Here is a 12526-nt window from a genome sequence, read left to right as displayed (position 1 = left end):
ACATCTCCTTTATATCATTTAATCTGCGATATTACAAGGGAAACCATTGTCATCAGTTTAATAAGAATGTTGAGTGAAGGTCCGCTTGTATCCTTGAAGGGGTCACCCACTGTATCTCCTATAACGGCTGCTGCATGCTCTTGGGAGCCCTTCCCCCCAAGGTTGCCTTCCTCGATGTATTTCTTGGCATTGTCCCATGCACCGCCCGAATTGGACATGAAAATGGCAAGAAGAACGCCCGATGCTATGGCACCGGCAAGAACGCCGCCAAGGGTTTCAGCACCGGCTTCACCAAATGCGAAGTAGATGACAACCGGAATAATAATGGCAAGAATACCCGGGAGTATCATTTCCTTAAGCGCGCCCTCGGTGGCTATTTCTACGCATTTAGCGGTATCAGGTTCGGCTTCTTTTTCCATTAATCCTTTTATATCACGGAACTGCCTGCGCACTTCTTCAACCATGTCCATGGCTGTCCGGCCAACAGCCCTTAATGTCAGCGAAGCGAATATGTACGGCAGCAAGGCTCCAAAAAGAAGACCGGCCACAACGTTCGATTTAAGAAGATCGATCGCATGAAGCCCGGTTGAGGCCGCATAAGCGCTGAAAAGCGCAAGGGCGGTCAGGGCAGCCGAACCTATGGCAAAACCCTTACCCATAGCGGCTGTCGTATTACCGAGAGAATCAAGCTTGTCGGTTTTTTTCCTTACTTCCCCGGGGAGTTCAGCCATTTCGGCTATGCCGCCTGCATTGTCAGCTACAGGGCCGTAGGCGTCAACTGACATTGTCATTCCGACATTCATCAGCATACCAAGAGCAGCCAGCGCTATCCCGTACAGACCGGCAAAATGGAAACTCACCATAATCGCCGCGGCTATGAACAGAATGGGGAATATGGTGGATTCCATTCCAACCGCGATTCCCTCGATAATGCACGTCGCAGGACCCGTCTTAGTGCTCTTTGCGATCTTCTTCACAGGTCCTCCGCTTGTGTAGTATTCCGTAACGAGACCAATTGCTGTTCCCGCTATAACACCGCTGATGATTGCCCAGAATACACCAATGCTGACATTGAAAATGAGGATTGCGCCTAAAGCAAGGGCTATCGACAACCCGGTACTTATGAATGTTGCATTCCTTAGAACCGTAGCCGGACTACCCTTGTGGCTTAGTATCTTGACCGAGAGAACTCCCGCGATACTTGCAAGTGTACCAAGAGCAGCCAGAATAATGGGCAGGGCAATGAGAGTCTGTGCTGTGGTTCCTGAACCCGAAGTGAGCAATACATCGGGTACGCCTGACAGACTGAAGCTGAAAGCCAGAACAATCGCCGCGATAATACTTCCCACATAAGATTCGAAGAGGTCTGCACCCATACCGGCAACATCCCCGACGTTGTCACCCACGTTATCCGCGATAACCGCCGGGTTACGGGGATCGTCCTCCGGGATCCCGGCTTCGATTTTCCCTACAAGATCAGCACCGATATCCGCGCTCTTTGTAAATATGCCTCCGCCTACCCGGGCAAAGAGGGCAATCGAACTGGCACCCATGCCGAACCCAGCGATATTCTCAAGAGATACGGTTCCCATTATCGATTCAAGAAATCCCTTTAATGGGATAATGTTGTGATACATAAGGTAGAAGGCGGATACTCCCAGCAACCCCAGCATTGAAACCGCAAGCCCCATGACACTGCCGCTCTTGAAAGCCACTGACAGTGCTTCCGAAAGACTCCTCCTGGCTGCATCAGTTGTTCTGACATTACCGATTGTCGCGGCATTCATACCGATGTAACCCGCAATCATACTGAACCCCGCGCCGCATACGAATGCCAGTGCGGTACCGTGATCGACCCCGAAAAACAAAGCAATAGTGATAAAAGCAACGAAGTACATCAAAATCCTGTATTGCGTTTTCAGATAGGTCATTGCACCGGAATGGATAAGTTCGGCCAGATGCACCATCCTGTCGTTACCGCTGGATTCCTTCTTCAGACTGGAATACCTGAGGACAGCCACAAAACCGGTCAATACCACTACAAATAGTCCTGAATACCGGAAAGCCATCTGGGAAGCAGTCATTTACACTCCTTCAATCAATCAATGATATGTTACTATTTTATTATGTTTTCTAAGTGTGCCTTTTCTACTCCAGCAGAGGGCTGAGGTCAAGCCACTCTATTCCTCAATACTATAAAGAGCGCTGATAATTCCGGATGTTGAAAATCCCTTCAGAAGGGGAACTATCTCAACCCTTCCTCCGCCCGAGATAACGTGATCAGCTCCAACAACGGATTTCACTTCGTAATCCCCGCCCTTTACCAGAATATTCGGCTTTATCTCTTCAATCAGTTTCAGGGGAGTATCTTCATCGAATGGTACTACGAAATCCACAGACCTCATCTCAGCCAGCAAAGCCATCCGCGAATTCAAACGGTTAACAGGTCTGTCATTACCCTTAAGCCTGGTTACGGAATCGTCGGTGTTTATACCGACGAACAGATAGTCTCCTAATGAATGTGCTATTCTAAGTATATGAACATGACCCGGGTGAAGTATATCAAAGCACCCGTTTGTGAAAACAACACTGCGCCCGGAGGAGTGAAGTTTCTCACTCCATTCAGCCGCCTCGGTTCTGGTCAGTATCCTTCCTTCTGGAATAACGTTGCACCTCCTTAATGATGTCTGAGGGTTTCACGGCATAAACTCCAGGTTCGGAACAGGTAGCGGCTGCCGCAAAACTGGATATTCTGACACCGTCATCAAGGGACAGACCTGCAGCAAGAGAAAGCGCCATAACGGCGATAACCGTATCTCCGGCGCCTGAGACATCAAAAACATCTCTTGCCGCAACAGGTCTGTAGAACGGTTCGATGTCTTTTCTGCAAAGCACGCTCCCGTCTCCGCCCAGAGTTATTAGAACCGAACCCGCCGAAAGCCTTTCAAGAAGCCGATCACCGGCTTCAATCGCGTCATCGACAGTTTTTATTTCCATTCCAAGGGCACGGGATGTTTCCAGTCTGTTGGGCTTGAAAAGAGTACATCCGCGAAACTCGAAGAAGTTCATGAATTTCGGATCCACTGTTACCGGAACGTTCTCCCCGCGTGAAACTGCCAGGATTCCGGAAATCAGACCGGGAGTAAGTACGCCTTTGTTGTAATCCTCAAGCACTACGGCATCCAGCTTACTGATGATGCCTTCAATCCGAGAGAATATTGAGTTCTGTATTCCTTCTGAGACAGGTTCCGTAACCTCTCTGTCAAGTCTGATGAGCTGATGTCCTCCGGACATGATTCTTGTCTTCGATGTTGTAGGCCTGCTCGAATCGAGGATAACGGCATCGGTGTCTATTCCTTCCTTTTCAAGAAGCTCAACAAGCAGTCTGCCTTCGCTGTCATCCCCGGCCGTTCCGGCCATGAGAGGGATGCCGCCAAGAGAGTAGATATTCCTCGCGACATTGGCAGCTCCTCCAGGGACCCATTTTTCTCCGGTTCTTTCCAGAGACACTATGGGAACAGGAGCTTCGGGTGAGATCCTGTCAACTGTGCCTTCAAGATAGTGGTCAAGGATAAGGTCACCCGTTACCAGTACCCTTTTCCCTCGCAGTCTATCGAGTATGTTTTCAATATTGTGTTTCGGGATCAAGAATTCCTCCGTCCGGAAATTTGGTATATAATCTAATGAACCGGCAATCGATAAAGGAGCAGCCGTGAAACCAAAGATGATGAAACAACCACCTCAAATCAACGCCGACGCTGCTGACACTGATGGAGTATACAGTAATGTCTTCTTCGTTGCAGCTTCCAGAGCCGAATTCGTACTCGATTTCGCCAGAATCGTCCCAGGGGTACAGAGCGCAAAACTCAAATCAAGAATAATCGTATCACCGCACAGGATGAAGGCTCTTGTAAAAACACTGGAATCGCAGATAGAATCGTACGAAGGAAAATTCGGAAAACTTGATATCGATGGCCAGAATGCCTTCGGTTTTCAGAATCCGGCAGCTGGAAAGGAAATCAAGCCTGAATAAACGGGAAAACAGTCTCATGGCAGGAATATCATGATAAGGAATCAGACCAGTCTATGGCAATGGATACTGGCTGCTATCGTATCCATAGCGCTGTGGATATCCTCAATGGCCGGAAACCATTTCGAGATCAATTACAGTCTGCCCCTGTCACCTCCTTCCATATCCCAGGATTTCATTGTATTGAATGAAATCAGCCTCGATTCGATTGAAGTAACATTTACGGGAAAAGGAAGTGGTGTACTCCGCGACCAGCTGATAAGACACCCTGAAGCCGTTCAGGTGAATATAGCGTTGAACGATCAGAATCAGGACTTTCCCATTCGCATAACCAGAGAACTCACGGGAAGCAATGTGGTATTCAGGGAAGACGGTTACTCCAGCCTGGAGGCTACAGCATTCAGTCCCGGAAGCATCGAACTCACCATTGACAGAAATACCATCAGGAATCTTCCGGTGGGAATAGTTTCGTCTGAGGGCATACCAGAAAGATATTACTGGCAGGTAACATCGGATTTAAAGGTCGAGGTAACGGGTGCTGAATCCGTCGTAAGTCAGTTAGACACCTGCTATACCATACCTATTATTCCGGGTACGGAAGATGAACATGTAGCCATTGTTAAACCAGAGGGTGTTGTTTATATAATTCCCAATTCTGTCTATGCTGAACTTGTTCCACCTGTGCCGATAATTACTGAGTTTTATTAATAAGGTCATGTATTGACACTCGCGAAACAAGATGGGTAGATTCAGAGCGGTGTTTTATGGAGAAGACAAACCAGGAAAAAAGAAGGAAATTGCATTTATTGTGGAGGGATAATCTATGAGATCAAAGATTCTTGTGAGAATTCTGATAGTATTGCTGGCTGCTTTTCTGATCTTCAGGATTCATCAGAGAGTCGAGACCTACAGGGTCCCCAGAGAATTCTGTCGTTCACAGATCAATACACTTGCTGAGGCGAATATTCAGCACATGTTTGAAACGGATGGAATACCGGCCCCCGACCTCGACAGCCTTCTCACATATGCAAAGGAAAAAGGATACTTTGAAACATCGTTAAGCGAGGACAGCATTACAGTTTCATTTAGAAACGGTAATACCAGGCAGGTTCTTATCCCGAATGCATGGAAGAACCTTTGGAATGCTGACGCTATCCATGGAATCGAAGTTGATCTCGAGGAAATGCTTAATGAACATTCAAACATCGAGCAGACAATAAGCAATCAAGAAAGCATTTGGGAGCTATCGCTTGATTCCCTCGTGGTACTGAGGGAAGAATATATCGCGGAGCATCCCGCCACCGAATCAGATGATGATGAAGAAGAGGTATTGACTGCGGGAGAGTTCTTCGACGATTCCCTCGGTTTCAACGCCCAGTCATTGATAGATACCGAATTGAATCTTGCAGTTTCCATAGACTCCGTGACTTCGGTTCTTCAGAATTTTAATAACATCATTGTACCTGCCAGAAAGGATTCCGTTTCCTCCATCGTCGCTGCGGTGTGTCCTTCTATCTGGCAAGCAGGATACTACGACTCGGTCTATACATACGACCCAAAACTTGCCCTTGGAACTCAGTTCTCCATATCCTGTCCAAATCACGAAAGGCATGGCGGTATAGTCGGAGGGTTTGTGGAAAAGGATTACCCGGATTCGGTCTTCATGGAACCGGACTGGGCCGAAACCCAGTTCGTGTACGCTTTCCCTGAGTACGCTGAGATGAGAAGGCTTTATGCTTCAAGGGCAAACCTTATCCGTCTGGCCGAAGAAGAAGCTGCTTATCTCGCACAGAGATACCCATCGGTAATAACGCCCAAGCAGCCGGAAAACCTCGAAGTCAGGATAGACGATCTGATCGACCCACTTGGCGGTGAATATATCTTCGAAGTAATTCCCGATACTTCTTACACATTCTATGAAAATCCTGATGGCAATACCGCCAGAGCCAGGGGAGATTCCATACAGTTTCAGACCATGAAATTCGTAGGCTATACAACGTCTGACCCTGACACATCAAGAGTTGAAGTCTACTTCTCTCATCCCTTGAACTTCCCCAGTCGTGCTGAAGGTGCTACCCCGGGTATGAACGATCACGTTTCAGTAATCATGTTCTGGGATCGTTCGGAATTCGGAACGATTCAAATCGATGAGCGGGAAGTTGATCTTCTGGAAGAACGAACATGGGATTTTGTTAAATCAAAGTTCGGTGAGAGCAGTACAACAGAATAAACATCAGACCGAGATTCATTCCTGGAACTCTATCCATTTTAGAGGGTATTAGGTATGGAACCGGAAAAAATATATTTGTGTTATCATTTGTTTCGATATACTGGAGGTATGGATGCCAAATACATATAAAGAAATAGATATTATGGGGGAACAGACGGATAACCAGTATCTGCTAGCCCTTGCTATATCAAAACGCGTAAGAAAAGTCAGATCTGGCGCTCCAGCTCTGGTCGATATTGAAAACCCCAAAAGAAAACCAATTCAAACAGCAATGGAAGAAATCGCTGAAAAGAAAATTCTGTTCTCTCGGACTGAGGACGAATAGTAGTTACTGTATAAATTCCACTGAAAGGAAATCGTATTCATGAGGATTGTAATATTCCTTGTATCAATCATGATTCTTGCCATAGGCGCATGCGGCACACAGGAAACTGTAAACCGCGCTGGTGTTGCCGATACATCCGGAGTTCTGGCCACTGTTGGTGAAATCCAGATCACAGAAAACATGATTAATAAAGAACTTGACATTATACCCCCTTACCAGAGAGCTTCGTTTGAATCCCCTGAGGGGAAAAGGCTTCTTCTGAATCATATCATCGAGAGGGAACTGCTGCTGCTTGAGGCAAAGAGTCTTGGCATGGAAGAAGACTCCTTTGTAGTCGCACAGGTAGAACTTGCCATGCAGCAGGTTGACGAAGCCAGAGAAAGAGCTCTCATACAGACCTATTACCAGCAGGAAGTAGTGGACGCAGTTGTAATACCTGAGGAAGACATTCAAGCTTACTACAACGATCATTCAAGCGATATCTACTATCAGGAAGCACAGGTTAAGATCTCTCATGTATTGATCACATCGCCTGAGGACACCGTTGCCATAGCTGAAGCTCTTGAGGCCGGGGAATCTTTTGAATCGTTGGTAGCTGATTTCAGCGAACATGACCCCACAATTGCGTCAGGTGGTGATATTGGCTGGATTACCATCAATGCTCCAATGCCATACCTCGGAGAGCAGGCCGAGATTTCAACAACTCTGTTCGAAACTGAAACCGGTGATATCACCGGTCCTTTCTCCACAGTGATGGGCTACCATTATTTCAAGGTTGCGGATAAAAGAGATGAAGGCACTCGCCCCCTTGAAGAGGTAAGGGAATCAATCGAGAATACACTGAAACCCGCATTGGTTAATTCGTACTTTCAGGATACTCTTATTCCAGAACTCAAGGAGAACTACGCCGTAACCATAAACGAGGATAGTTTCCTGCCCGATGAAAGCATTTCGGCTGATTCACTCTTTCAGTCAGCGCAGAATCTTATGGAATCGAACCCGCAAACAGCAGTTGAATACTACAAATTGTTCATCGACCGTTTCCCTGAACATGATAATGCCCACCAGGCACAGTTTCTCATAGGATTCACACTTTCAGAATACATAGGAAATTTCGACACAGCGGCCGAAGCTTTCCAGATGCTGATAGATAACTATCCCGAATCGGACTTTGTTGATGATGCCCAGTGGATGATCGAAAACATGGGCACCCCTCCAGAGAGCCTGTTCATTGAGACGATACCTGAGATGGACGAAGCCAGCTTGCCTCTTGGAGAATAGTAACTTTCATTTTGATAGAACCCGGGGATTATTCCCCGGGTTTTTCTTTGCCCTTTTCCGGACTCTCTGCGTGACTCATATTAACTTCATATATTCACTGAATATGGGAGGTGTTTATTGAAGAACCGGGTTTATTCTTCGCTTGCGATAATACTGATCCTGCTTCTGGGCTCCATGCAGGGATGCGGACCTGTTAAGGATGAGAATTCTCCCGAAGGTCTTACCGCCCTGGCGAAAAACGCTTACAATTCAGGGAATGCTCCGGAAGCTCTGAGATATTACTCCAGAGCAATAGAGGACTTTCCTGAAAACCCTCTCTACTCATCATGGCAACTTGGAAAGGGAAAATCACTCTTAGTTCTCGGCCGCCTTGAGGAAGCTGCGAACGCTGCATCACAGGCTCTGCGTTCAGCCACCGATTCACATGGCAAAGCCAGCTCGATGCTGCTTATCTCTCAGGTGGAGATAGAGAGGGGATCCTTCAGAAACGGTATAGAAACACTCTCAGACATGCAGCAGGATAATCTCGACCGGGACGAATCAGAACTCGCAATTGAAATGATACGCTCAACTCTTGAAAAAGTGGATATGGATTACCTTACCGCTGAACCGGCAACAGGATGGGTTGAGGTGTTTTGCCTTCTGGAACTCGAAAAGAGATATGCGCTGGAGGGAAACAACGAAAAGGCTGTTCTTACGGGAATGCAGGTTGACAGGCTCTTCCCCGATGCTCACGACAGGTACGGAAGACCTGAAGTAGCTACCGGTGAAGGAGGTTTCGTTGCTCTTGTCCTTCCCCTGACGGGTGAAGGATCCATATACGCTGAAAGAGTGGAATCCGGTGTTAACCTTGCCTTTGAAAGAGCTTCCGGTCTTTTCAGCTCGGTAACTGAAATAGCCTCCTTTGACTGCTCCGATGAAAGTGTTGGTATCGAAGAAATCATGAACTCACTGGGTTCTAACCCCCTATGCCTGGCAGTTATCGGACCGCTAACCAGCAGAAAAGCTGAACTTGCAGCTCCTCTGGCACAAAGATGGTCACTTCCCATGATAACACCTGCTGCAACTTCTTCCGGGCTCGATGATTACGGTGATTATGTTCACAGGCTGGTTGTATCTCAGGGTGATGACGCTGCTGCTGTAGCTGAATACGCGGTACGAAACGCCGGCTGCTCCAGGTTCGCGATAATCCATGAATTCACATCAGAATCGGTCGCCAACGCCGAGCAGTTCAGTTCAGTAGTACTTGAACTGGGCGGGGAGATAGTGGGCATGGAGGGATACGAATCGGGAGCAACTGACTTCAAAGATCAAATAAACGCTATAAAGTACCTTCATCCTGACGGAATATTTCTACCTGTGGAAGCATGGGATGCTATCCAGCTTGCTCCTCAGTTGAGATTCTACCGTGTTGAGTCACAGCTGTTCGGATCGTCCGGATGGGACGATGACATACTCCTGGAACAGGGCGGTGAATACGTTGAAGATGCTGTATTCCCGGTTTCCTTCGGCTCCGGTTCAATGAATCCCGCAACAGCACGGTTCTCATATTTCTACGAACGGAAATACGATTCACTGCCAACAATGCTTGCGGCCCAGGGATACGATACGGCAAAAATAATACTTAACGCCTGGGAGGGATCCATTCCTTCCAGATCATCCCTCGAAAACCATCTCGACAACCTGAACATATACTTCGGTGCTACAGGGATGTGCACCCTGGGCAGCGTATCAATTCCACGCTCCGCATTCCCGCTGGTTAAAGTTATCGATGGGGAGATCGTCAGCATTGAGTAATCGCAATGGAAAGCGATGGGGAATTGATATCGGCGGAACCACGACCATCATCGGATATCTGAAACCAGGCGGCTTCGAAAAGGTAAAGTCGCTGAACACTGACCCTTCCTCGGGGCCTGATTCACTTATCAGGAAGATAGGAAAAGTGGTATCTGAAACCGGTGGAACACCGCTTTGCGCGGGCGCAGGCATAGCTGGCCTGGTGAACAGGAATGATGGACTGCTCATCTCTTCTCCAAACCTGTCCGGATGGAGAAATTACCCGCTGCGGGAGAAGCTTTCGGATATACTGAAATGTCCGGTGGTAATCGATAACGACTGCAACGTCTTTGCATTGCAGGCAATAGAATCATCCTGCATACCTCCCGAAGGACTCTGGCTCATGATTACCGTTGGAACCGGTATAGGAGGAACTATTGTACAGGACGGCACTATCGTTTACGGTACAGGCTATGCCGGTGAATTCGGCCATATGACAGTAGAAGCGTCAGGAAAGAAGTGTCCCTGCGGATCAAGGGGATGCTGGGAAAGATACGCGTCATCGGCAGCCGTGATCGATTACTACAATAAGCACACCAATGAAAGCACACATCGTACTCCGAAGGAGATATTCGATCTGGCTGCTATGAACAAGGTTGCAGCGCTGAAAGCTTACGAGGAATTCGGAATATGGCTTGGCATAGGCCTGGCAAGTCTTTACCGGTGCCTCAGTCCGGCCGGCGTTTACCTCGCAGGAGGACTCATGGGGTCATCGAAGTTCTTCCTTGAGCATGCTGAATCGGAGTTCCACAGAAGATGCGCCTCTGAATGGAACGTGAATGTGCTGCCGTCAAGTTCCGACGCGGGTGCGGAGGGAGCCGCAATCATGGGAAGAGATAGAAAATGTATGCGCGGATAATGCTCTGTGTATCACATTCCTGATGTGTATTAACATTAACGGTGCACTATCATTCTTGCTATCATCTTATGAGAATAGCTATAACTATGAATCTTTGGATTGCTCCCGTATGAAGATCGTGCAGCATCCGTGTCAGTTTCCGCCCTATGTTTCCCCACCCAGTTACGGCCATAGCACCCCACCCGTTTTCGACTAAAGCGCACCGGGATCATTAGTTCCGGACAATCTCAAGGCGCCATTTCTATATTATCCTGACAGTTTACCTTCATCCACTACTTTTGGTTATAACTCTACAGAAGGAGAAGAAGAATGAAATTTCAAATTTTACTACTATGTTCGATAACTCTTTCAGCCTTCAGCTTGACGTTAGGAAAGACCAAATTCACACAACATGGTGGTATGGCATTCCAGATGGATTCCCTGACTCTGTGCATTGTCACGACACAGGGAGATACATTGATCTTCCGGGACAGATTAAACCCTCAATACGCAGAGAATTTCATCTGCCATAGACTGTTTTCCTATCTGCCAGTACAGAAGTACTGGGTGATACTGAAATCTTATTATGAAGGAGGGGGATGGCAATTGATAAACGGTGAGAATGGCAGAGTGAACACGGTCATTTCAATACCGATACCAAGCCCTGACGGCAATCGACTGGTCTGCGCCAATGCAGACATAGTAGCATGTTTCAATGACAACGGGATAGAAGTATGGAGAATAGATCCTGACAGCCTCGCTCTGGAGTTTCAGGATTTGAATGTATCCTGGGGTCCGGTCAATACCGATTGGAAGAATGACTCCACCATTATCTTCGAAAAGTTCACCTACGACGCAAACTGGGAAATTGTAACACGCCCGGGAAGACTGGAACTGTCAAACGATGGCACATGGGTACCCGATGACACAGTCGACTGGGATTGAGGCTTCACGTTGAATTCCGTACTTCACTTCTATAACAGTGTATTGCTTCTTCCTGCGGCAGCTGAGGAGAACCATACCAGTCTGCAATATGGTTGATCAGCCTCTGCTTCCCCGCCCGTAATCAATCCCTAATTTATCCATCCGATTCCTGAGCGTGCTTGGATTTATTCCCAGCAGTTCAGCAGCTCCGCCAGGTCCATGAATCTTGCCATTTACTCTGGATAGTGCTCGCCGAATATGCCGGGAGATCATCTCATCAAGATTATCCGGCTCGATAGTCAGTTCTGGCAGATTCGAGTTTTTCTGCTGTTGCTGCAGATTTAGATGTTTAAAGGTTAGAGGACCGTTTGGGTTGAGTATCAAAGCGCGCTCCACGACATTTTGCAGCTCCCGCACATTGCCCGGCCAGTGATACTCCATGAGAGGGGCGATAGCACCGGGGGAAAGCTTGGGAATGGCGGGCAATTTTAAATCCTTTACTTTCAAGCTGATAAAATGCTGCAGCAGAGCAGGAATATCGGTTTTTCTTTCTCGGAGTGGTGGTATCCAGATGGGAAACACATTGATCCGAAACCATAAATCCTCGCGGAATTGATTTGTTTTTACCATCTCTTCCAGATTGCGATTGGTGGCGGCAATGATTCTTATGTTGAGCGGAATGATTTTGGTGCCGCCAACCCGTTCAATTTCTTTGTCTTGCAGTACTCTCAATAACCGCACCTGTGCCAGGGGTGGAAGTTCCCCGATTTCGTCGAGCAAGATCGTCCCTTTATCTGCGCGTTCAAAGCGTCCCCGTTTCTGCGACAGGGCACCGGTGAAAGCGCCTTTTTCATGTCCAAAAAGCTCACTGTCGATCAGAGTTTCCGGAATAGCTCCGCAGTTCACATTGATAAAGGGACCATCTCTGCGAGTAGATGAATAATGGATTGCGTTGGCGATCACATCCTTGCCAACTCCGGTCTCACCCAGGAGCAATACCGGGCTATCGAGTGCCGCCACCTGTCGAATTCTGTCCATGGCATCTTTCAAACCGAAGTTGGC

Annotated in this window: 12 protein-coding genes; 8 read left to right on the top strand and 4 right to left on the bottom strand. The window is 47.7% G+C overall.

Going from position 1 to position 12526, the window contains the following annotated elements; genetic code table 11:
- Positions 1-14: 14 nt before the first annotated feature.
- The 3 genes from K8S15_06655 to K8S15_06645 all read right to left on the bottom strand — a co-directional run bounded on the left by K8S15_06655 (position 15) and on the right by K8S15_06645 (position 3648).
- On the bottom strand, positions 15-2069 hold the full coding sequence (locus tag K8S15_06655) for a sodium-translocating pyrophosphatase (GenBank protein MCD4775720.1): 2055 nt from the start codon (positions 2067-2069) through the stop codon (positions 15-17).
- A 111-nt stretch (positions 2070-2180) separates the two neighbouring features.
- Complete coding sequence (gene rfaE2, locus K8S15_06650) at positions 2181-2648, bottom strand: D-glycero-beta-D-manno-heptose 1-phosphate adenylyltransferase (protein MCD4775719.1); 468 nt, start codon at positions 2646-2648, stop codon at positions 2181-2183.
- Entirely contained in the window at positions 2623-3648 is a 1026-nt protein-coding gene (locus K8S15_06645; GenBank protein MCD4775718.1) for a bifunctional hydroxymethylpyrimidine kinase/phosphomethylpyrimidine kinase, read from the bottom strand. The genes rfaE2 and K8S15_06645 overlap by 26 nt, the downstream gene beginning before the upstream one ends.
- Positions 3649-3724: 76 nt before the next feature.
- Here K8S15_06645 and K8S15_06640 point away from each other — a divergent pair, with 76 nt between their 5' ends.
- The 8 genes from K8S15_06640 (at position 3725) to K8S15_06605 (ending at position 11485) form a co-directional block, all read left to right on the top strand.
- Positions 3725-4033: a DUF3467 domain-containing protein gene (locus K8S15_06640; protein MCD4775717.1), complete on the top strand. Its 309-nt coding sequence runs from the start codon at positions 3725-3727 to the stop codon at positions 4031-4033.
- Between the two features lie 30 nt (positions 4034-4063).
- Positions 4064-4738: a hypothetical protein gene (locus K8S15_06635; GenBank protein ID MCD4775716.1), complete on the top strand. Its 675-nt coding sequence runs from the start codon at positions 4064-4066 to the stop codon at positions 4736-4738.
- Positions 4739-4853: 115 nt separating this feature from the next.
- Entirely contained in the window at positions 4854-6260 is a 1407-nt protein-coding gene (locus K8S15_06630) for a hypothetical protein (GenBank protein MCD4775715.1), read from the top strand.
- A gap of 112 nt (positions 6261-6372) precedes the next feature.
- A complete protein-coding gene (locus tag K8S15_06625) occupies positions 6373-6585 on the top strand; it encodes a DNA-directed RNA polymerase subunit omega (GenBank protein ID MCD4775714.1) in 213 nt (70 codons plus the stop codon).
- A 39-nt stretch (positions 6586-6624) separates the two neighbouring features.
- On the top strand, positions 6625-7866 hold the full coding sequence (locus K8S15_06620; GenBank protein ID MCD4775713.1) for a peptidyl-prolyl cis-trans isomerase: 1242 nt from the start codon (positions 6625-6627) through the stop codon (positions 7864-7866).
- Positions 7867-7983: 117 nt separating this feature from the next.
- Positions 7984-9663: an ABC transporter substrate-binding protein gene (locus tag K8S15_06615; GenBank protein MCD4775712.1), complete on the top strand. Its 1680-nt coding sequence runs from the start codon at positions 7984-7986 to the stop codon at positions 9661-9663.
- Entirely contained in the window at positions 9656-10561 is a 906-nt protein-coding gene (locus K8S15_06610; protein MCD4775711.1) for an ROK family protein, read from the top strand. The genes K8S15_06615 and K8S15_06610 overlap by 8 nt, the downstream gene beginning before the upstream one ends.
- A 309-nt stretch (positions 10562-10870) precedes the next feature.
- A complete protein-coding gene (locus tag K8S15_06605; protein ID MCD4775710.1) occupies positions 10871-11485 on the top strand; it encodes a hypothetical protein in 615 nt (204 codons plus the stop codon).
- Between the two features lie 96 nt (positions 11486-11581).
- Here K8S15_06605 and K8S15_06600 read toward each other — a convergent pair.
- A partial coding sequence (locus K8S15_06600; protein MCD4775709.1) for a sigma-54 dependent transcriptional regulator occupies positions 11582-12526 on the bottom strand: 945 nt, incomplete at its 5' end.

This window comes from Candidatus Aegiribacteria sp. (assembly GCA_021108005.1).
Taxonomy (GTDB): domain Bacteria; phylum Fermentibacterota; class Fermentibacteria; order Fermentibacterales; family JCC-6; genus Aegiribacteria.
Note: the sequence above shows the minus strand (reverse complement) of the source record. Positions and strands in the feature narration are given on the sequence as shown.

Bases quoted from the DNA above. Each gene is read 5' to 3' on its own strand.
- K8S15_06655 (MCD4775720.1), bottom strand. From the start codon at position 2,069: ATGGCTTTCCGGTATTCAGGACTATTTGTAGTGGTATTGACCGGTTTT.
- K8S15_06640 (MCD4775717.1), top strand. From the start codon at position 3,725: ATGATGAAACAACCACCTCAAATCAACGCCGACGCTGCTGACACTGAT.
- K8S15_06635 (MCD4775716.1), top strand. From the start codon at position 4,064: ATGATAAGGAATCAGACCAGTCTATGGCAATGGATACTGGCTGCTATC.
- K8S15_06630 (MCD4775715.1), top strand. From the start codon at position 4,854: ATGAGATCAAAGATTCTTGTGAGAATTCTGATAGTATTGCTGGCTGCT.
- K8S15_06625 (MCD4775714.1), top strand. From the start codon at position 6,373: ATGCCAAATACATATAAAGAAATAGATATTATGGGGGAACAGACGGAT.
- K8S15_06620 (MCD4775713.1), top strand. From the start codon at position 6,625: ATGAGGATTGTAATATTCCTTGTATCAATCATGATTCTTGCCATAGGC.
- K8S15_06605 (MCD4775710.1), top strand. From the start codon at position 10,871: ATGAAATTTCAAATTTTACTACTATGTTCGATAACTCTTTCAGCCTTC.